Genomic DNA, 19,098 nt, shown 5'->3' on the forward strand with positions numbered 1-19,098 from the left:
TGCGCGGGAACGAGAAGCTTAGTTCAGCGAGGCGATCGCTTGATCGATTAGGGCTGCGTCGGCCTTTGCATCATGATGCGCGGCGATCAATTGCGCTGCAGCGGCGGCAGCAGCACTTGCGGCCTTGTTGCGGACATCGGCAATTGCGGCGCGCTCGGCAGCGGCAATCTTTTCTTCAGCCGCCTTGGCACGGCGTTCGATCAATGCGGTCGCATCGCTCTTTGCGCGGGCAACAATCTGCTTCGCTTCAGCTTCGGCAGAGGCTTTCATCGCATCGGCATCACGCGCCGCCTGCTTTGCCTTTGCTTCATACTCGACCTTGATATTTTCGGCTTCGGCACGCAGCGCGGTTGCTTGGTCCAGCTGCTGCTTAATGCCGGCAATCTGTCCGTCCAATGCGCCAGCGATCATCGCGGGCACTTTTTTCCAGATTGCCAAGATGATGACTGCAAGCATCGCCAAAGCCACCAGCATCGAAGCGTCAAAGCCAAGAGCCGAAGGCGTGACATGCTCTTCTGCGCCGCCATGCGCTTCGGTCGAAGCGTGCGCAGCGGGCGCGGCGGTTTCAGCGGTGGGCGCCGCAGCGGGTGCGGCGGTTTCTGCTACTGGAGCAACGGCGGTTGTTGCCACTGCTGTGTCGGTGGATGCTGCTGGATTAGCCATTGGACATTACCGCCTTCACTGCTTTTGCGGCCTGCGCCGGGGTAACTTTCGCGCCCGAAACCTTGGCAACGATATCCGCAGCGGCGTCCGCAGCCACGGTTTCGATGCTTGCCATTGCCTTGGCTGTTGCAGCCGAAAGCGCAGCTTCCGCAGCGGCGAGCTTTACGCCCACTTCCGCGTCGGCTTTCGCCAAACGGGCATCCGCGTCTTTCGCGCCTTTTGCTTTCGCATCGCTCGCTTTGGCTTGGGCCGCAGCCCGCGCAGCAGCAAGTCCTGCTTCGCCACTATCCCCCAGATCATCCGCTTCGGCACGCGCAAGCTCGGCAGCCGCAAGGTCGTCCGCAATCTTGCGATTACGTGCGTCCATCGTTGCTTCCACTTTTGGCAACATGCCATGACCGATCGTAAAATAGACCAAGCCAAAGACAATCATCAGCCAAAAAAACTGTGATGCATAAGTTTCAAGAATCTGGGCAATTTGTGGCATATTACGCGCTCATCCTATTGAGGAAATGCCCCGGCGGTTGCCGGGGCGAAACCGTCAATTAGGCAACGAAGATCAGGATCATCGCGATAACGAACGCGAGCAGACCGAGAAGTTCGACGGCGGCGAAGCCGATGAACAGACGGCCCTGCTGGCTGTCAGCTGCTGCTGGGTTACGCAACGCGCCCTGAAGGAACGAGCTAAAAACGTTACCAACACCGCCAGCGGCGATACCGGCACCAATTGCTGCCAGACCGGCACCGATCATTTGGGCTGCTTCTGCGTCCATGATAATAACTCCTGTTAGAAAATAAAACTTAGTGGTTGAAATCTTAGTGCAAATTGACGGCGTCGTTGATGTACAGCGACGTCAAAAGTGCAAAAACATACGCCTGAATAGCACAAACGAGCAGTTCAAGCAGGGTAATACCAATCATCAAAACAAAGGCCGGGAAGCTGACAATCATCGGCACCCAAGCGGCTTCTGCATTCAGACCGTTAATCACAAATCCGGCCAGCACCTTCATCAGGATGTGCCCAGCGGTCATCGCAACGAACAAACGCAGCGCGAGGCTGAATGGACGGATCATGAATGAGAATAGTTCAATGACCGGGATCAGCCACATCAATGCCAATGGCGTGCCTTGCGGAACAAACAGGCTGAAGAAATGCAGGCCATGCCGCCAGAAGCCGACGACCAATACGGTGCCAAAGCTGAACAGCGCCAGCACGGCGGTGACGGTCAAATGGCTGGTAATGGTGAAGGGATGCACGCCGGGGACGATACCGAACGGCATCATGCCCATGAAGTTCGCCATCAGGATGAACATGAACAACGAGAACACCAAAGGCACATATTTCTTGCCTTCGGGACCGACATTTGCGGTCAGCATGTTGTTGATGAAGCCCGTGACGCCTTCGACAGCCATCTGCCAGCGGCCGGGGACCATTTCGCGCTTCATTCCGCCCGCCATGAACACCCACAGCGCGCCCAGAACAAGCACCATGAACAACGATGAGTTGGTGAAGGAGACGTCGTAACCTGCAAGATCAAGCTGCGCGAGCGGCTCAATCTTGAACTGGTACATCGGATCGATTTTGCCGCTTTCGCCTGCCACGTTCACTACCCTGTTATATGCACGTCAAGCGCCCGGTTTAGTCCGGACGCTCTGCTGAAATCTTTATTATATTCCTGAAGGCGACTGCAATGCCCAAGAACATGCAGGTCAACAGGAGCGCAGGTGCGATACCCAGCCAGCGGTCCAAGACCCAGCCAACCAAAGCACCACCAGCAGGACCCGCGATCAACTCGGTTAAAACCCTGTTCCCTTGCCGCATTCCTTTGGCTGGAGCCTGATCTTGACCTGAGCGTTCTGCTTCGGCTTTCCGCGCCGCTTTCAGCTGCATATCCAACGACACGAGCCGGGCGTCACTTTTGCCTTTTCCATCCTGCCCGGAATTGTCCGACATCATGTGATTCCATCCAAATAAACACACGGAACCGCCACGCAATCGGGGCAACCCCGCCTAGGCATCGGCGCTTTAGGAGAGCGCCTGCGTCAAGTCAACAGCGCGTCGCCAAGAATGTTGCGTCGCAACAGAAAGGGCCGAAGCATCACTGCCCCGGCCTGCTATTTTCGTTCGGCTGATACCCTTATATCTTGGTCATCCTGAACATGCTTCAGTTGTTACGGACAGCGCGAGTCCCATTCAGATGCGCTGGAATCGCGTCAATCGACTTGCACCCGCCGCAAAAATCACCAAAAAGGTCATTATCGCAAAAGGACAGTGCTGATGGCGGACGGCGCGGATAAAATCGAACATCATGGCACCGGCCACCGCGCGCGTTTGCGCAAGCGGCTTTTTGAACAGCAAGGCGAAGGCCTGCACGACCATGAGCTTGTGGAATATTTGCTCGCCCTGGCCATTCCGCGCCGCGACACAAAGCAAATCGCCAAGGATCTGATCGCGCGATACGGCAGCCTGTCGGCCTTGTTAACGGCCGATGCCGACAGCATCATGCGCGAAAAGTGGATGGGCGAAACAAGTGTTGCTGCACTGAAAATCGTTCAAGTGGCGGCCCTGCGTCTCTTGAGCGCACCCGTCCGCGAGATGCCGATTTTGTCATCATGGCAGGCATTGCTGGACTATCTGCGCGCCGACATGGCGCATCTGACCATTGAGCGCGTGCGGACCTTATATCTCAACAGCAAAAATATGCTGATCCGCGATGAGGTTGCGAGCGAAGGATCGGTCGATCAGGCGGCGATTTACACCCGCGAAGTTATCCGGCGCGCGATGGACTTGGGCGCAGCGGCCATCATCCTGGTCCACAACCACCCCAGCGGCGATAGCAGCCCCAGCCGGCAAGACATTGCCATGACCCGCGACATTGCGGAGGCGGGGCAGAAGTTCGGGATAACCGTGCATGACCATATCATCATCGGCAAAGACGGCTTTTCCAGCATGCGGAGCGCCGGGCTGATTTAAAGATTTAGCGGGTGGAATTATTGCGGCTGCTACCCCATAGCCGCAACATGACCTCCCCAGCTTCTGCAAAAAAATCCATTGGCCCGCGCGAATTGACCATCATGATGGCATCGCTGATGGCGCTGAACGCCTTGGCCATTGATTCCATGTTGCCCGCCTTTCCCGCCATGGCGCAGGGGCTGAAGGTTACCGATCCCAACCAGATCCAATATATTATTTCCGTCTTTCTGGCCGGCACCGGCATTGGTGCGCTGATCTATGGTCCGCTGTCTGACCGCTATGGCCGCAAGCCAATATTGCTGATTGCCATAATTGGCGCCGCCGTTTTTTCGCTCGCCTGTTCGATTACGCCAGACTTTGAAATGATGCTCGCGATGCGTTTCGCGCATGGTTTGCTCGCGGCGGCAATGGGCGTGCTGGTCATCTCCGTTATCCGGGACCAGTTCGAAGGTGACGCAATGGCGCGGCGGATGTCGACCATCTTCCTGATCTTTATGATCGTGCCGATCATTGCGCCAACCATCGGGCAAATGGTCCTCCTGTTTGCGGGCTGGCGGACAATATTCGACCTGATGGCTTTCATGGCCGTGGCGGCCGCCATTTGGGTATATCTGCGCCTGCCCGAAACACTTGCGCCCGAAAATGTCATTCCGATTGAACCCCACGCGCTGGCAAAGGCATGGAAAGCCGTCGTCCTTCACCGCAACGCTGCCGGATATATGATTGGCGCCGGCATCGTTCAGGGCGCTTTGTTCGGCTATCTCAACAGCTCGCAACAAATGTTCGACAAGGTGTTCAATGCAGCCGACTTTTTCACGATTGGTTTTGCCATCATTGCCATCGGCATCGCTGCGTCCAACTTCACCAATTCGCGAATTGTGGAGCGTTTTGGTGCGCGCCGCGTATCGCACACCGCGCTTTTGACCTTTATCACCCTTGGCGCGTTGCAATTGGTCGCTGCACAGTTCGCGCCGAAATCAATGCCGTTGTTCCTACTGTTGCTGACGGGCAACATGGCGATGATTGGGTTTATCGGATCCAACTTCTCGTCGATTGCGATGACACCCTTTGGCCATGTCGCGGGCGCGGCGTCATCGTTTCAGACTTTCGTGCGCACTGGCTTGGCCGCCTCGCTCGGCGCGATCATCGGACAGCAATTTGACGGCAGCGTCTTTCCTGTCGCGCTTGGCTTTCTGTGTTGCGGGCTTGCCGCGCTGACGTTGGTTCTATGGTGCGAAAAGGGGAAGCTGTTCACGCGTCCCGGCACGACCCAACCTATTCCCGCTGACCCGCGCAGCTAGGGTCAGGACCTAGGCAAAGAAAAGGGGCGCCGAAGCGCCCCTGCCCTTTTGCGTTTTCGCGGTAACCTTAGTCCACAACTGGACCAGGGAATTCACCCATATCCGGTGCGTCGTCCGCCAGCTGGTCATGCTGCAGGTTTGAATTGCGCATGCCATAAACGAAGTACAGCACGATGGCACCGATCAGGAAGTATACGAAGAACATCAGCACGTTGTAAGGCACTGTCCTGATCAGATACAGGCATGACAAGATGCCGAGGATCGGTGTCAGCGGATAGAATGGTACCGAAAAGCCACGTGGCAGATCAGGCGCTGCACGGCGCAGATACATGACCGACAGGCAGACGATGGCAAAGGCTGCCAATGTGCCGACCGAGGTCATGTCACCCAGAACGTTGATGTCAAAGAAGCCTGCTGCAACCGCCGTGATCGTACCGACCAACAATGTGTTGATATATGGCGTGTGGAACTTTGGATGCACTTTGGAGAAGATCTTCGGCAACAGACCGTCACGGGCCATGGTGTAGAAGATACGCGTTTGGGCATACATTAGCACCAGAACGACCGAGGTCAGACCAATGATTGCGCCGACCTTGATCGTCTTTGCCAACCAAGCCCATTGTGGACCAAAGCTGTCAACAACGACCGCGACAGGATCGGGCACGTTCAATGTTGCATAAGGCACGAGCAAGGTCATGATTGCTGCCACCAGCATATAGATGACGGTACAGACAATCAGCGAACCGATGATACCAAATGGCATGTCGCGTTTTGGGTCCTTAGCTTCCTGACCAGCGGTCGAGACAGCTTCAAAACCGATATAAGCGAAGAAGACGATCGATGCAGCACGCATGATGCCATCAATACCGAATGCACCTTCACCGGTATTTTCTGGGATGAACGGCGTCCAGTTCTTTGCCACCAGTTCAGGCAAGTTGGTGAGGACAAGATAGCCGCCGACCAAAATAAATGCCACAAGAACGCTGACCTTGATCGCAACGATGACGTTGTTGACCTTAGCCGATTCCGACACACCCACCATCAGCAACAGCGCAAGCGCCATGCAGATGAGGAACGCAGGAAGGTTGAAGATTGCGGTTACCGCAGCGCCATCAACCAACAGAGGTACACCGTCACGCATGACCGCATGTCCGGTTGGTCCGGTAAATTGCGGCGGGATGACCAGGCCGAAGTCCGCCAGCAAGCTGACGACATATCCGCCCCAGCCAACGGCGACCACCGATGCGGCAAGGCCGTATTCGAGCAGCAGCAACGCACCCATGATCCAGGCAACAAATTCGCCCAATGTGGTGTAGCTGTAGGTGTAGGCCGACCCGGAAACAGGCAGCGTTGACGAAAGTTCGGCATAGCACAGGCCGGCAAAAGCGCAGACGATCCCCGCCACGACGAAGGACAGCAGAACAGCAGGGCCGGCATGCAATGCAGCGGCACTACCCGTGCGAACGAAAATGCCCGCACCAATGATGCACCCAACGCCCAAAAGCAGAAGGTTCCACTTGCCCAACGAACGCTTCAATTCGCTGTTGGCCGACTCTCTTTGTACTTGTGCGATCGTTTTGCGCGCGAACATGCGCTGCATCACGGATTGCTGCTCAATCGCCATCATAATCTCCCCGATGGATTTCTTATCGCGCGGAACCTAGCCTCTAAAAGTCTCCGCGCAACTGAATTTCATCGCATAAGCATCGGTCCGAGCGGTTTTCCACCAAAAATATGGACATGCAGGTGCGGAACCTCTTGATGTGAATCCATTCCGATATTGGCGAGCAACCGATATCCGGGTTCGACCAGACCCAATGCGCGCGCGACGTGGCCAACAGCGCGCACAAATCCGGCTATTTCCGCATCGCTCGCGTTGGCACTAAAATCGTCCCAGCTGACATAAGCGCCTTTGGGAATAACAAGAACATGCGTCGGTGCCTGCGGATTGATGTCGTGAAAGGCAAGCGCCAAGTCATCTTCAAAAACGGTATTGCAGGGAATTTCTCCGCGCAGGATTTTCGCAAAGATATTCTGGTCATCGTAAGGCAATGTCGGATCAATCGGCATCTTATTCTCCAGAATTGTCGCGCGCGGCCTTTTCCACCAGACCGGATACGCCTTCCCTGCGGTCAAGTTCGGCGAGAACATCGTCAAATGCCACCCCGCCCTCGGCAAGCAAGATCATCAAGTGGAAAAGCAGGTCTGCTGCTTCAGCGGTCAGGTGGTCGGCATCGCCCGAAAGCGCGGCGATGATCGTCTCGGTGGCTTCTTCGCCAACTTTCTGCGCGATTTTACCGCGCCCTTTGGCGAATAACGACGCCACATAGCTGCTATCGGGCGCAGCGTTCGACCGCTGGGCGATGGTGTGTTCAAGTCGTGCAAGCGTGTCGCGCATCAAATGTCCTTCTGCAAGGCGATAACCATGGCCTTGTCCTCTGCGGGTATCAACCCTTCCAAAACGCGCCAGAAGCCTGTGACCGATTCCTGCCCGGCTGCGGCATAAGCAGCCGCAAGGCTCGTGCGCAGCGCATCAAATAGCTGCGCTTCAAAGCGGACACCCTCTGCGGTCAAACGCAGCAGCTTCTGTCGCCGGTCGACCACGCCCGTGCGCGTTTCAATCAACGCTTTTTCCGCCAAGTCGGTCAACACCCTGCCCAGCGACTGTTTCGTGATCGCAAGGATTTTGAGCAATTCGCTAATCGTCAGGTCGGGTTGGCGGGCGATGAAATACAGTGCGCGATGATGCGCGCGGCCAAGGCCATGCTCGGCCAATCCGTCATCTATAGCGCGCGTGAGCCGCGTATAACCGAAAAACAAAAGCTCAACGCCGCGCCGCACCTCATGCTCGCGCAGAAACAAGGGTGACGCCGTCGGCGCAGCAGATACAGAAGATGGGGCAGCCATATTGACGTATCTAAGCCCAGCCCATAGGACGAAGCAAGACCCTAACTGACGAGAGCAACTATGACGTCCGGCGCATTTCCATTTGAGGCGAATCCAAATCCCGTTGACGCGGCGGAACGCGCGGCGCGGCTCGTCGATCCCGGTTTTGGTCGTGTGTTTACCGATCATATGGTCACCATCCGCTATTCGGACGCCAAAGGCTGGCATGACGCGAAAGTCGGTCCCCGCGCACCGCTCACACTCGATCCAGCGACCGCTGTGCTGCATTATGCACAAGAAATATTTGAAGGTTTAAAGGCCTACCGCCTTGCAGACGGATCGATGGCGCTGTTTCGCCCCGAACAAAATGCCCGCCGTTTCCAGCGGTCGGCCAAGCGCCTTGCCATGCCCGAACTGCCTGAAGAGATGTTTCTGCAGGCGTGCCGCCAACTGGTTCAGGTCGACAAGGACTGGTTTCCGCCCATCGATGGCGGGTCCATTTATTTGCGCCCCTTCATGATCGCCAGCGAAGTGTTTTTGGGCGTGAAGCCATCGGCGGAATATCTGTTCATGGTCATCGCGTCATCGGCTGGGAATTATTTTAAAAGCGGTGCACCCGCGATTTCGATTTGGGTATCCGAACACTATACCCGTGCCGCACGCGGCGGAACGGGCGCGGCAAAGTGCGGCGGTAATTATGCCGCCAGCCTTGTCGCCCAATCCGAAGCCATTCGTCAGGGTTGTGACCAGGTCGTCTTTCTGGACGCCGCCGAACATCGCTGGGTCGAAGAACTTGGCGGCATGAACCTGTTTTTCCTGTTCGATGACGGTTCATTGCTGACACCGCCAACCGACGGCACGATATTGGAAGGCATCACCCGCGATTCGGTTCTGACCCTTGCCCGTGAACAAGGTTTGAACGTCCGTGAGGAGCGCTACGCGATGGACCAATGGCGCGCCGATGCCGAATCTGGGCGGCTCGTTGAAGTGTTTGCCTGTGGCACTGCGGCGGTCGTGACCCCTGTTGGCACTGTGAAATCCTCCCAAGGCGCCTTCACCATTGGCGCGGGCGGTGCGGGGCAAATGACCCAGCAAATCCGCACAAAACTTGTGGATATCCAACGCGGAGCGGCAGCAGACACCCATGGTTGGGTGCAACGCATCGATTAAGCTGTTGCGCTACGAGATTCGCACGATATAAGCCGCGCACAACGGCCAGTTTGCTGGCTTGCTGGGGCGTCGCCAAGCGGTAAGGCAGCGGCTTTTGATGCCGCCATTCGCAGGTTCGATCCCTGCCGCCCCAGCCACTTTCGTAATCTGCGTTACGTTAAAACCCCATTTGAAAATGTAAAAGTTTGTAAATGTTTTGGGTCCATATCTGCTCACTCAATGCTTATCGGCGTATTTAAACCAGGAACGCCGGTATTCGACAGTTTATTGAGGGGCAGGCCAAAACATGCGGATAGCAATTGCGGACGATGAGCCGGAGGTCGTGCATCATCTAAAAGAAATCGTTCAAGAACTTGGCTATGATGCGGTTGGATATACCGATGGCGACGCCCTGATGCAGACCTTGGCCTGTGATTCATTCGATTTGCTTATGCTCGATTGGAACATGCCCGGGAAAGACGGTCTCGAGATTTTGAAATGGATGCAAGAAACCCTGCCCGAACGGCCACCCGTCCTTATGATCACAAACAGGTCTGCAAAAAAAGATGTAACCGAGGCGCTGTATGCCGGCGCTGCTGATTATATCAGCAAGCCTGAGGATCGCGTCGTTATCGCGGGACGCATCAGTGCCATGTTGCGCCGCGGCGCAATTGGCAGCACTTTTGATACCGAGGCAACATACGGCATCTATCGCTTAAATCGGATTGAACAGACGGTCTTTGTGAATGGGCAGATAATTGCACTCACGGCCAAAGAGTTTGAATTGGCCGACTTTTTCTTCCGCAATGTCAACCGCACATTGTCACGCAACAATCTGATGAAAGCGATCTGGCGGACGACAGCAAACTTGGCCACGCGCACGTTGGACATGCATATCTCTCGCGTGCGTTCAAAGTTGAATCTGCAGCCTGAAAACGGTTTCCGCATTTTAACGGTTTTCGGCTATGGCTACCGCTTGGAAACCGCCACAAAAGTTCGCTCGTTTTGAGCGCGCGAGGGATTCGGCCCATACCTATGCACAAAGCACGGTGACAATGATGAAGCGCAGACACGCTTCACCATCGTTCCGTCACCGATGCTTATGCGGCTTTCTTCGCCCGCTCGGTCATTTCCTGATTAAGTATGTCTGCCAACAGGAAAGCGAGTTCCAGCGATTGCGCGGCATTCAACCGTGGGTCGCAATGCGTGTGGTACCGATCTGCCAAACCTTCGTCGGTCACGGCAACCGCACCGCCGGTGCATTCGGTGACATTCTGGCCCGTCATCTCAATATGGATGCCGCCGCCAAAGCTGCCTTCTGCACGGTGCACGGCAAAGAAGCCGCGGACTTCAGCCAAAATACGTTCGAACGGCCGCGTTTTATATCCGCTGGCGGATTTGACGACATTGCCGTGCATCGGATCGCACGACCAGATAACAGGATGCCCCTCGCGCTGGACGGCACGCACCAAAGTGGGCAATCCGCTCTCAACCTTGTCATAACCATAACGCGAGATCAGCGTGATCCGGCCCGCTTCGCGCGACGGGTTCAACCCATCCAACATGCGCAACAGTGCGTCGGGCTCAAGGCTTGGTCCGCATTTGATACCGATTGGGTTCCCGATGCCGCGCAAAAATTCGACATGTGCCGAACCGTCAAAGCGGGTGCGGTCGCCGATCCACAGGAAGTGCGCCGACGTATCGTACCAATCGCCGGTCAGGCTGTCCTGACGGGTCATTGCCTGCTCATACGGCAACAACAATGCCTCGTGGCTGGTGTAAAAGCTCGTGCCCTTAATCTGCGGGACAGTCTCTGGCGTGATGCCACAGGCCTCCATGAAAGCCAGCGCCTCGCTAATGCGATCCGCAGTTTCTTTATATTTCTGCGCCCATGGCGAGCGGCCCATATAATCGTGCGTCCACGCATTGACCTGCTGCAGATTGGCGTAACCGCCGTTGGAAAACGCGCGCAACAGGTTCAGCGTTGACGCCGCCTGGCTGTATGCTCGGATCATCCGTGCCGGGTCAGGCTCGCGGCCTTCGGCAACAAATTCGATGTCGTTGATAATGTCGCCGAAATAGCTGGGCAGTTCGACGCCATTGATCGTTTCAGTCGGGGTTGAGCGTGGCTTGGCAAACTGGCCAGCCATCCGGCCCAATTTCACAACCGGCAATTTGCCCGCAAAGGTCAGCACCACCGCCATTTGCAGAATGACGCGGAATGTATCGCGGATATTATTGGGATGAAACTCGGCAAAGCTTTCGGCGCAATCGCCGCCCTGCAACAGAAACGCCTTTCCGTCGGCGACCTTGGCCAGATCCGCCGTTAGATTGCGCGCCTCGCCTGCAAAAACCAGCGGCGGATAGTTGCGCAACGTCTCTTCGGTTGCGGCAAGTGCGGCTGCATCCTTATATTCAGGCATGTGAATGCCCGTCGCGCTTCTCCAGCTATCCGGCGTCCAAGGTGTCGCCATGCGATCTACTCCAACAATAATCATTCAAAAGACGCGCCCTTTAGGCTTAATATGTTGCGAGAAGCAAGCATTAGCCGCGAATTTACGCCGGTTTTGCAAAATGCAATCGCCATGGCGCGCTTTGCTATGCGCACTGCCAAATTCCCTGTTGGCAAAAAGGGCTAAAGGCGTCTATCAGGCCCGCTGAATCGACCCAATTGTAAGGCGAAAGGCTTTTCAGCTTGGGAAGAGACGGGATTTCGACGCTATTGCGGATTAACCGCCGCAACGCAAAAAGGGCAGATTATGTCGACAGTCAAAAAGACAAAAAGCACGGCGAAAAAGCCGGCAGTAAAAAAGCCGGCGGCTGCGCCGGCAGCTTCAGTCGCAACGAAAGCGGCAGCTGGTGCGCAGAATCATGATGGCGCAGAAGGTTCGGGCGTTCGTCGCCGTGACTTCATTCACGTCGCCGCGGTCAGCTTCGCGGGCGTAGGCGCCGCAGCGGTTGCGATGCCATTGGTATCGCAGATGAGCGCAAGCGCGGACGTGCTGGCACTCGCCTCAATCGAGGTGGACGTTGCCGCTATCCAGCCAGGTCAGTCCATTAAGACCAGCTGGCGCAAACAACCGGTGTTCATCCGCAATCTGACGCCTGCAGAAATCGAAGAAGCAAATAAGGTTGATGTTGGTTCGCTGCGCGATCCACAAACACTTGCTGAACGTACCAAGCCCGGCAAAGAAAATTGGCTGATCACGCTTGGCGTATGCACCCATTTAGGTTGCGTGCCGCTTGGTGCAGCAGCTGGTGAAGTTAAGGGTGAATATGGCGGCTATTTCTGCCCATGCCATGGTTCGCATTATGACACCGCCGCACGTATCCGGAAGGGTCCAGCTCCGCTGAACCTAGCTGTTCCGGAGTTCGCATTCATTTCTGACACAGTCGTCAAAATCGGTTGAGGAGCTAAAACGCGATGAGCTTCCCTTGGGCACAAGAATATAAACCGCAGGGTGCGGTGAGCAAATGGGTCGACGAACGTCTTCCTTTGCCACGCCTTGTATATAACGCGGTTGGCGCCGGATATCCGGTACCCCGTAACCTCAATTACTTCTGGAACTTCGGCGTCCTTGCGGGCGTTGCTTTGGTTATCCAGATTGTGACCGGCATCGTGTTGGCCATGCATTATTATGCAAGTGTCGACGGCGCGTTCAACAGCGTCGAACATATCATGCGCGATGTGAACTCGGGCTGGTTTGTGCGCTATGCGCATATGAACGGCGCAAGCTTCTTCTTCATCGTGGTCTACATCCATATCTTCCGCGGTCTTTTCTATGGTTCATATAAAGCACCACGCGAAATGATCTGGTTGCTGGGCGTCACCATCTTCTTGTTGATGATGGCGACTGCGTTCATGGGCTATGTGCTTCCATGGGGCCAAATGAGCTTCTGGGGTGCGCAGGTTATCACGGGCTTCTTCTCCGCCATTCCATTGGTGGGTGAACCGCTGCGTCAGCTGCTCTTGGGCGGTTTTGCGCCGGACCAAGCTGCATTGAACCGTTTCTTCTCGCTGCACTATTTACTGCCATTCGTCATTGCTGGTGTCATCATCCTGCACATTTGGGCATTGCACATTCCAGGGTCTTCAAACCCAACGGGCGTGAGCGTAAAGGGTGAGCAGGACACGGTTCCATTCCACCCATATTACACCGCAAAAGACGGCTTCGGCTTGGGGATCTTCTTGATCTTCTTCGTTGCGGTTACCTTCTTTGCGCCAAATATGCTGGGCCACCCGGACAACTATATTCCGGCGAACCCGCTTTCGACGCCAGCGCACATCGTGCCTGAATGGTATTTCTTGCCCTTCTACGCGATTTTGAAGGCGTTCACGGTCGACTTCGGCATTCCGTTCACCGGCATCATCATCATCCCAGCAAAGTTGATGGGCGTGCTTGCGATGTTCGGCTCGATCTTGCTGCTGTTCTTCCTGCCTTGGTTGGACACGTCGCCCGTGCGTTCGGGACATTATCGTCCATTGTTCCGCAAGTTCTTCTGGTATGGCCTGATCCCAAGTCTCGTCATCCTGACCTATTGCGGTGGCAAACCTCCATATACCCAGTGGGTTGTACTCAGCCAGCTTGCGGCAGCGTACTATTTCGCTCACTTCTTGATCATCTTGCCGATCGTTTCGCGCATTGAACGGCCGCTTCCGCTGCCAAATTCAATCACCGAAGCTGTCACCGGCAAACCGCTTCCAGCGGCTGCGTAAAACAGGGAAAGCATAATCATGGTTCGTTTAGTTGCTTTTTTGGTAGGCCTGTTTTTCAGCGGCATGCTGTTGCTTGGCCTTGGGGACACCGTCATCACTGCGATCAAGGAACCCGCCGTTCCTTCGGTTGAGGCGGAGTTCCACGAAGAGACTTTGCCCGTCAAATTTGCCCATGACGGTCCGTTGGGCAAATATGACCGCGGTCAATTACAACGTGGCTTGAAGGTCTATTCCGAAGTCTGCGCCGCTTGCCACAGTTTGAAGCTGGTCTCGTTCCGCGATTTCGCGGCACTGGGTTATAGCGAAGATCAGGTCAAAGCGCTTGCAAAGGCATGGAAGACCGAAGTTCCAAGCATCAACCCTGAAACGGGTGAGCCTGCGACACGTCCAGCCATTCCTGCGGACAAAATTCCTTCGCCATTTGCGAACGAAGTTGCAGCACGTGCGGCTAACAACAACGCGCTTCCGCCAGATCTTTCGTTGATCACAAAGGCACGTGAAAATGGCCCTGCATATGTGTATTCATTGCTGCTCGGCTATCGTGACCAAGCTGGTTACAAGAACGAAGACGGCAAGGAACTGCTGAAGGAATTCCCTGAAGCGGCGACACCTGCCGGCCTGCACTTCAACCCATGGTTTGCTAACCTGAACATCGCAATGGCAGCACCGATCGCTGCGGATGACCAAGTTACCTATGACGATGGTACGAAGGCCACCAAGGCGCAGATGGCGAAAGACGTCTCTGCGTTCCTGACCTGGGCTGCGGAACCAAAGATGGAAAACCGCAAAAGCGCCGGTTGGGCAGCCCTTGGCTTCCTACTCGTCTTCACAGTGCTGGCTTGGATGTCCTACAAAACAATCTGGGCAGACAAGAAGCATTGATAAAAAAAACAGCATAGTTTTTGGGAAGGGCCGCTTTTGCGGCCCTTTCTTTTGCAATCTGGGCGTTGACGCTCGAGCCGTATAATGGCAATAGCGGCGCTCAAGACGGCCCATGGCCAGTCGCGGGTATAGCATAGTGGTAATGCACTAGCCTTCCAAGCTAGCTAGAGGGGTTCGATTCCCCTTACCCGCTCCAACTTTCCGCAGCCTCAAAACCTCTTGGAACATGCCGCAGCTGATACAGTTTGCGACAGACATGCTTTGCCTCGGCAAACTGTTGCGAAATATTCAGCTTATATGCGTTACACCTGCAGCCCCGCGGACGATCATAAGGAGCGATGAGGATGAAGAAACTTTCAATTTATGCTGGCCTAATGGCCTTTTCGGCAATGTCAGCGTCAGCAATATATGCCGCGCCCGATGGAAGGGCAGACCAAGACGGCAATCGCATTATCACCAAAGCAGAAGCCATGGCCGCTGCTGATGCGCATTTTGCCATGATGGACGCCAATGCTGATGGCACGCTGAATGACAGCGACAAGACCGCGATGCTGGCTAAGCGCTTTGCCGCAATCGATACCGACAAAAACGGCTCGATCAGCCAAGCTGAATTCATGGCCGCACATGAAATGCGCGATGAGCACCGCGCGGACCGACGCGAAAAGCGCATGGAGCATGGCAAAATGGGCAAGCGTCATGAGCACGAAGGTGGCCGTGACGGACGTATGGATATAATGGCGCGTGTGGACAGCAATGGTGACAAGGCGATATCGCAGACAGAATTCCGTGCTGCCGCTGAAGCCCGCTTCGCCAAAGCCGATGCCAATAAAGATGGCAGCATCTCCCCCGACGAGCGCAAGGCCGGACGCAAGGGTGGCTGGAACGAACCAATGGCCCCTGCCCAGCCCAACGGCGGCTAACAGACTTGGCTAGCGCGGTCTTCTCCCCCCTTTCGGACCGCGCCTTTCTTGGCCGGAGCTGCTTTGCCGTCTCCGGCCTTTTTTGTTGCTAATGTCTGTCCAACGACCGAGCATCGCCCGCGGGCGCGGTTGCCATGAAGGCCACATACGGTCTAATCGTCACGCATTGGTTTCCATCGGAGAGTTTTCATGCGCATCGCGCTCTATCAACCGGACATGGCCGGCAATGTCGGGGCGGTATTACGCACAACCGCATGCTTTTGCGTCCAATGCGACATCATTGAACCTTGCGGTTTCCCCTTTTCCGAACGTGCATTGAGGCGCGCCGGTATGGATTATGTCGCCCATGCAAAGATTCAGCGCCACACCGACTGGTCGGCGTTTCTTGAAACATTGAACGGCGCGCGGTTGGTGCTGATGTCGAGCAAGGCGTCAACCGCCCTGCCCGCATTCGCCTTTCGGCCCGATGATGTCATCCTGATGGGGTCGGAAAGTACCGGCGCACCACCCGAAGTGCATGCGCGCGCCGACGCCCGCGTATATATTCCAATGGGCGCTGGATTTCGGTCCTTGAACATTTCGGTGTCGGCTGGCATCGCATTGGCAGAAGGTCTTCGGCAGACCCAGCAATTTCCGGAAGGTGCAGTATGACCCTGGTCCTCGACAATCGGCAGCAAGCGGCGCGCAGTTGGTTCGAATCGCTGCGCGACAGCATTTGTGCGGCGTTTGAAGCCATCGAACGCGAAGCCGGATCAGACGCATCATTCGAATATATCCCTTGGGATCGCCACGACCATGACGGTTCGCCCGGCGGCGGCGGCGTGCGCGGCGTGATGAAGGGTAAAATCTTTGAAAAGGTTGGCGTGAACGTTTCGACCGTAGGGGGCAGCTTCAACCCCGAATTTGCCAAGACCATTCATGGCGCGGCTGAAGACCCAAATTTCTTCGCGACCGGTATCAGCCTCGTCGCGCATATGGCCAATCCACATGTGCCAGCGGTGCATATGAATACACGCTATCTCGTGACCACGAAAAGCTGGTTTGGCGGCGGTGCTGATCTCAACCCGCCCATCCCTTACGAAGAAGACACGGCCGACTTCCACGCGCGCCTGCGTGCGGCCTGCGCGCCTTATGGCCCCGACGTGTACGAACGTTATCGCAAATGGGCGGAGGATTATTTCTGGATCCCCCACCGCAACGTGCATCGCGGTGTTGGCGGTATTTTCTATGACCATCTGGAAAACAGCAGCGATGCCATTTTCGACCAGAATTTTGCACTGACCCGCGATGTCGGCGAAGCTTTCCTCGATATCTTTCCCAAGCTGGTGCGCCGCCGGATGAATCAGCCATTCACCGCCGAAGAAAAGCAGGCGCAGCGGCGCTGGCGCGGGCTCTACGCCGAATTCAATCTTGTATATGACCGCGGCACGACCTTTGGCCTGAAAACCGGCGGAAATGTTGACGCGATTTTGATGAGCCTTCCGCCCGACGTCGCGTGGGATTAATCCAAAATGCCGTATAGCCCGATTGCCGATGGCGACCTTGGTGCCATTGTAACCTCGCTGGAAATGACCAAGCGTCCGCCATTGCGCGCGCTGCCTGCGTCAGATTTGCGGCTAGAGCCATGGCACGCCCCGCATGCCGACAAATACCGCACGCTCTATCGCCGTATCGGCGAACCTTGGCTGTGGTTCTCACGCCTTGAGATGGACGACGAGACGCTGATTGCGACCATTCACGACCCCAAGGTCCGGATTTGGGCGGTGGTCGACAGGCGCGGGATTGAAGTTGGCATATTGGAGCTCGACTTCAGAACCGAGGGTGCATGTGAAATTGCCTTTTTCGGCCTGATCCCCGAACTTGCTGGCAAGGGCCATGGCAAATGGTTGATGGCCATGGCGCTTCAGCTCGGCTGGGCAGAAGCTGGCGTGCAACGCATGTGGGTGCATACATGCACGCTGGACGGTCCCACCGCGCTCGCCTTTTACCAAAAGGCCGGGTTCACGGCCTATCAACGGCAATTGGAAACATTTGCAGACCCGCGGATCAGCGGCCTCATCCCGCGCGATGCAGCGCCGCATATTCCGATTATTGGGGTGCCGTCTGTGCCCCAAGCTGACGATTAACCACCGTCGCAGCGATAACATAAATAACGGCCTCAACCGCCGCGAAAAACGCGCTGACCGCAGCTTGGACGACGGGAATTCCGCCCTCACCCGCAACTGCTTCGCATATGCCCGCGACGGCATCACCAACGATCCCTGAAACCAGGCGTATAGCGACCGCGATAAACAGCGTCAGTATCACTATGGCCCAACCGCATGTGCGCGTTGTCGCCCAAGTCTGCTTCACCGCATCGATGATGCCAAGCCCCGGTTCTTGCGCGATGACCGCTGGCAGCACGGCAAAACGGCCCGTGAGATAAAGTCCGGGAATGATGAACAGCAAAAACCCCGCAAATGTCGCCCAACCGGTCAATATGGTCGCAGTCAAATATGTCGGGAACAATGCGGCCGCGATGACAAGCGCGTCGCCCACCTGCGCCAATTTGCGTCCCGAAATCAGGACATAAAGCGCAAGGCTGCCATACATTGTGACAAGCATCGCCGGCAACAAGACCGGCCAATTCGCCGCGAAATAGCCGCTGAACGCCGCGATGACTTTGGTTGTGTCGTCAAAGCTTTCAAGGACGAGCGGTGGCGCCAAATAGCCCGCGATCCAGTTCGACATGAAAATGAAAAAGCCCGCAATGGCGATAATGGCTTCACGATGCGCAGCGAATGAAGCGCGCGCATCTTTGGCCACCGCACGATAATCAAGCCTCTTTTGCATATACACTCCCTGACCCTAGCTGCGCGGGGTAGAGGCTGACATATCCGGTGGCAAGCGGCTTGCACCATGCTAAGCAGCGCGGATGAAGATCGATGGCAATATTGATTGGGACGTTTCCGAAGGGCTAACCCCCTATCCCGAAGCCGTTGCCCGTATGGAAACGTTGCAGGCGGCGATCCGTGAGGAAAATGCACGGGAGCTTATCTGGTTGCTGGAACACCCGCCATTATACACAGGCGGAACGAGCGCAGACCCGGCAGAATTGCTGAGCACCGCATTTCCCGTGTACGACACCGGACGCGGCGGACGGTACACCTATCATGGGCCGGGGCAGCGGGTGGGCTATGTCATGCTTGACCTTGCCAAGCATTGCAAAGATGTCCGCTGTTATGTGCATGCGCTCGAGGGTTGGGTTATCGCTGCGCTTGGCCATTTCGGTGTGGAGGCACGCCGCGCCGAAGGCCGTGTTGGCATATGGTGCGACACCAAAAATGGTCAGGAAGCAAAAATCGGCGCAATCGGCGTGCGAATCCGCAGATGGGTGACGATGCACGGCTTTGCGGTGAATATTGCGCCTGATTTGAATCATTTCGGCGGCATCGTTCCGTGCGGGATATCCGAATATCCGGTCACAAGCCTCGCGGACCTTGGCATTGACGCATCAATGCAGGACTTCGACGCAGCCTTGCGCGCCACCTTCCCCGACTTTCTCATTAACCTTGCCAAAGCGGGCGGAAATTGTACGGTCGCGCCGGAATAGAGAACTGAGGACGA

General features: G+C 56.0%; 23 protein-coding genes and 2 tRNA genes. 14 read left to right on the top strand and 11 right to left on the bottom strand.

Going from position 1 to position 19,098, the window contains the following annotated elements:
- Positions 1-18: 18 nt before the first annotated feature.
- From GGR91_RS07000 to GGR91_RS07020, 5 genes are all read right to left on the bottom strand, one after another.
- Complete coding sequence (locus GGR91_RS07000; RefSeq protein ID WP_183941372.1) at positions 19-663, bottom strand: F0F1 ATP synthase subunit B family protein; 645 nt, start codon at positions 661-663, stop codon at positions 19-21.
- Complete coding sequence (locus GGR91_RS07005) at positions 656-1,150, bottom strand: F0F1 ATP synthase subunit B family protein (protein WP_183941374.1); 495 nt, start codon at positions 1,148-1,150, stop codon at positions 656-658. Before GGR91_RS07005 ends, GGR91_RS07000 begins: the two co-directional genes overlap by 8 nt.
- A 58-nt stretch (positions 1,151-1,208) precedes the next feature.
- The gene (locus GGR91_RS07010; protein WP_125229901.1) at positions 1,209-1,436 is read right to left on the bottom strand and encodes a F0F1 ATP synthase subunit C; all 228 of its coding nucleotides are present in this window, start codon (positions 1,434-1,436) and stop codon (positions 1,209-1,211) included.
- Between the two features lie 43 nt (positions 1,437-1,479).
- Positions 1,480-2,235 (bottom strand): F0F1 ATP synthase subunit A, encoded by a 756-nt coding sequence (locus GGR91_RS07015; protein ID WP_183941587.1) that lies wholly within the window; start codon positions 2,233-2,235, stop codon positions 1,480-1,482.
- Positions 2,236-2,302: 67 nt separating this feature from the next.
- Entirely contained in the window at positions 2,303-2,620 is a 318-nt protein-coding gene (locus tag GGR91_RS07020; protein WP_183941376.1) for an AtpZ/AtpI family protein, read from the bottom strand.
- Between the two features lie 321 nt (positions 2,621-2,941).
- On the opposite strand from GGR91_RS07020, the gene radC reads away from it, so the two are divergent.
- Both radC and GGR91_RS07030 read left to right on the top strand, forming a co-directional pair.
- Positions 2,942-3,637, top strand: coding sequence for a RadC family protein (gene radC, locus GGR91_RS07025; RefSeq protein ID WP_183941378.1), 696 nt, complete (start codon positions 2,942-2,944; stop codon positions 3,635-3,637).
- Positions 3,638-3,684: 47 nt separating this feature from the next.
- Entirely contained in the window at positions 3,685-4,938 is a 1,254-nt protein-coding gene (locus tag GGR91_RS07030) for a multidrug effflux MFS transporter (RefSeq protein ID WP_183941380.1), read from the top strand.
- 67 nt (positions 4,939-5,005) lie between these two features.
- Here the strand turns inward: GGR91_RS07030 and GGR91_RS07035 are convergent, their stop codons facing one another.
- From GGR91_RS07035 to GGR91_RS07050, 4 genes are all read right to left on the bottom strand, one after another.
- On the bottom strand, positions 5,006-6,565 hold the full coding sequence (locus GGR91_RS07035) for an amino acid permease (protein ID WP_246337061.1): 1,560 nt from the start codon (positions 6,563-6,565) through the stop codon (positions 5,006-5,008).
- A 65-nt stretch (positions 6,566-6,630) separates the two neighbouring features.
- Complete coding sequence (locus GGR91_RS07040) at positions 6,631-7,008, bottom strand: histidine triad nucleotide-binding protein (RefSeq protein ID WP_183941382.1); 378 nt, start codon at positions 7,006-7,008, stop codon at positions 6,631-6,633.
- 1 nt (position 7,009) lies between these two features.
- Positions 7,010-7,336, bottom strand: coding sequence for a phosphoribosyl-ATP diphosphatase (locus tag GGR91_RS07045; protein WP_183941384.1), 327 nt, complete (start codon positions 7,334-7,336; stop codon positions 7,010-7,012).
- A complete protein-coding gene (locus tag GGR91_RS07050) occupies positions 7,336-7,845 on the bottom strand; it encodes a MarR family winged helix-turn-helix transcriptional regulator (RefSeq protein WP_183941386.1) in 510 nt (169 codons plus the stop codon). The genes GGR91_RS07045 and GGR91_RS07050 overlap by 1 nt, the downstream gene beginning before the upstream one ends.
- Positions 7,846-7,905: 60 nt before the next feature.
- On the opposite strand from GGR91_RS07050, the gene GGR91_RS07055 reads away from it, so the two are divergent.
- The 3 genes from GGR91_RS07055 (at position 7,906) to GGR91_RS07065 (ending at position 9,982) form a co-directional block, all read left to right on the top strand.
- Entirely contained in the window at positions 7,906-8,994 is a 1,089-nt protein-coding gene (locus GGR91_RS07055; RefSeq protein WP_183941388.1) for a branched-chain amino acid aminotransferase, read from the top strand.
- Between the two features lie 62 nt (positions 8,995-9,056).
- Positions 9,057-9,131 (top strand) — tRNA-Gln (locus GGR91_RS07060).
- Positions 9,132-9,280: 149 nt separating this feature from the next.
- Positions 9,281-9,982 carry a response regulator transcription factor gene (locus tag GGR91_RS07065; RefSeq protein ID WP_183941389.1) on the top strand — a complete coding sequence of 234 codons (702 nt, stop codon included), beginning with the start codon at positions 9,281-9,283 and terminating at the stop codon, positions 9,980-9,982.
- A 91-nt stretch (positions 9,983-10,073) separates the two neighbouring features.
- Here the strand turns inward: GGR91_RS07065 and GGR91_RS07070 are convergent, their stop codons facing one another.
- The gene (locus GGR91_RS07070; protein WP_183941390.1) at positions 10,074-11,447 is read right to left on the bottom strand and encodes a class II 3-deoxy-7-phosphoheptulonate synthase; all 1,374 of its coding nucleotides are present in this window, start codon (positions 11,445-11,447) and stop codon (positions 10,074-10,076) included.
- 285 nt (positions 11,448-11,732) lie between these two features.
- On the opposite strand from GGR91_RS07070, the gene petA reads away from it, so the two are divergent.
- The 8 genes from petA (at position 11,733) to GGR91_RS07110 (ending at position 17,618) form a co-directional block, all read left to right on the top strand.
- Positions 11,733-12,383 carry a ubiquinol-cytochrome c reductase iron-sulfur subunit gene (gene petA, locus GGR91_RS07075; RefSeq protein WP_183941391.1) on the top strand — a complete coding sequence of 217 codons (651 nt, stop codon included), beginning with the start codon at positions 11,733-11,735 and terminating at the stop codon, positions 12,381-12,383.
- Positions 12,384-12,397: 14 nt separating this feature from the next.
- A complete protein-coding gene (locus GGR91_RS07080) occupies positions 12,398-13,690 on the top strand; it encodes a cytochrome b (protein ID WP_183941392.1) in 1,293 nt (430 codons plus the stop codon).
- Positions 13,691-13,708: 18 nt separating this feature from the next.
- A complete protein-coding gene (locus GGR91_RS07085) occupies positions 13,709-14,572 on the top strand; it encodes a cytochrome c1 (protein WP_183941393.1) in 864 nt (287 codons plus the stop codon).
- Positions 14,573-14,694: 122 nt separating this feature from the next.
- Positions 14,695-14,768 (top strand) — tRNA-Gly (locus GGR91_RS07090).
- 148 nt (positions 14,769-14,916) lie between these two features.
- Entirely contained in the window at positions 14,917-15,492 is a 576-nt protein-coding gene (locus tag GGR91_RS07095) for an EF-hand domain-containing protein (RefSeq protein ID WP_246337062.1), read from the top strand.
- 189 nt (positions 15,493-15,681) lie between these two features.
- Positions 15,682-16,143 carry a tRNA (cytidine(34)-2'-O)-methyltransferase gene (locus GGR91_RS07100; protein ID WP_183941395.1) on the top strand — a complete coding sequence of 154 codons (462 nt, stop codon included), beginning with the start codon at positions 15,682-15,684 and terminating at the stop codon, positions 16,141-16,143.
- Complete coding sequence (gene hemF / locus GGR91_RS07105) at positions 16,140-16,997, top strand: oxygen-dependent coproporphyrinogen oxidase (RefSeq protein WP_183941396.1); 858 nt, start codon at positions 16,140-16,142, stop codon at positions 16,995-16,997. Before GGR91_RS07100 ends, hemF begins: the two co-directional genes overlap by 4 nt.
- A gap of 6 nt (positions 16,998-17,003) precedes the next feature.
- Positions 17,004-17,618, top strand: coding sequence for a GNAT family N-acetyltransferase (locus GGR91_RS07110; RefSeq protein ID WP_183941397.1), 615 nt, complete (start codon positions 17,004-17,006; stop codon positions 17,616-17,618).
- Here the strand turns inward: GGR91_RS07110 and GGR91_RS07115 are convergent.
- A complete protein-coding gene (locus tag GGR91_RS07115) occupies positions 17,581-18,324 on the bottom strand; it encodes a hypothetical protein (protein ID WP_183941398.1) in 744 nt (247 codons plus the stop codon). The two genes, GGR91_RS07110 and GGR91_RS07115, sit on opposite strands and share 38 nt — an antisense overlap.
- A gap of 82 nt (positions 18,325-18,406) precedes the next feature.
- On the opposite strand from GGR91_RS07115, the gene lipB reads away from it, so the two are divergent.
- Positions 18,407-19,084 (top strand): lipoyl(octanoyl) transferase LipB, encoded by a 678-nt coding sequence (lipB, locus tag GGR91_RS07120; protein ID WP_183941399.1) that lies wholly within the window; start codon positions 18,407-18,409, stop codon positions 19,082-19,084.
- Positions 19,085-19,098: the final 14 nt, after the last annotated feature.

The sequence above is a fragment of the Sphingorhabdus rigui genome (genome assembly GCF_014196595.1).
GTDB lineage: Bacteria > Pseudomonadota > Alphaproteobacteria > Sphingomonadales > Sphingomonadaceae > Sphingorhabdus_B > Sphingorhabdus_B rigui.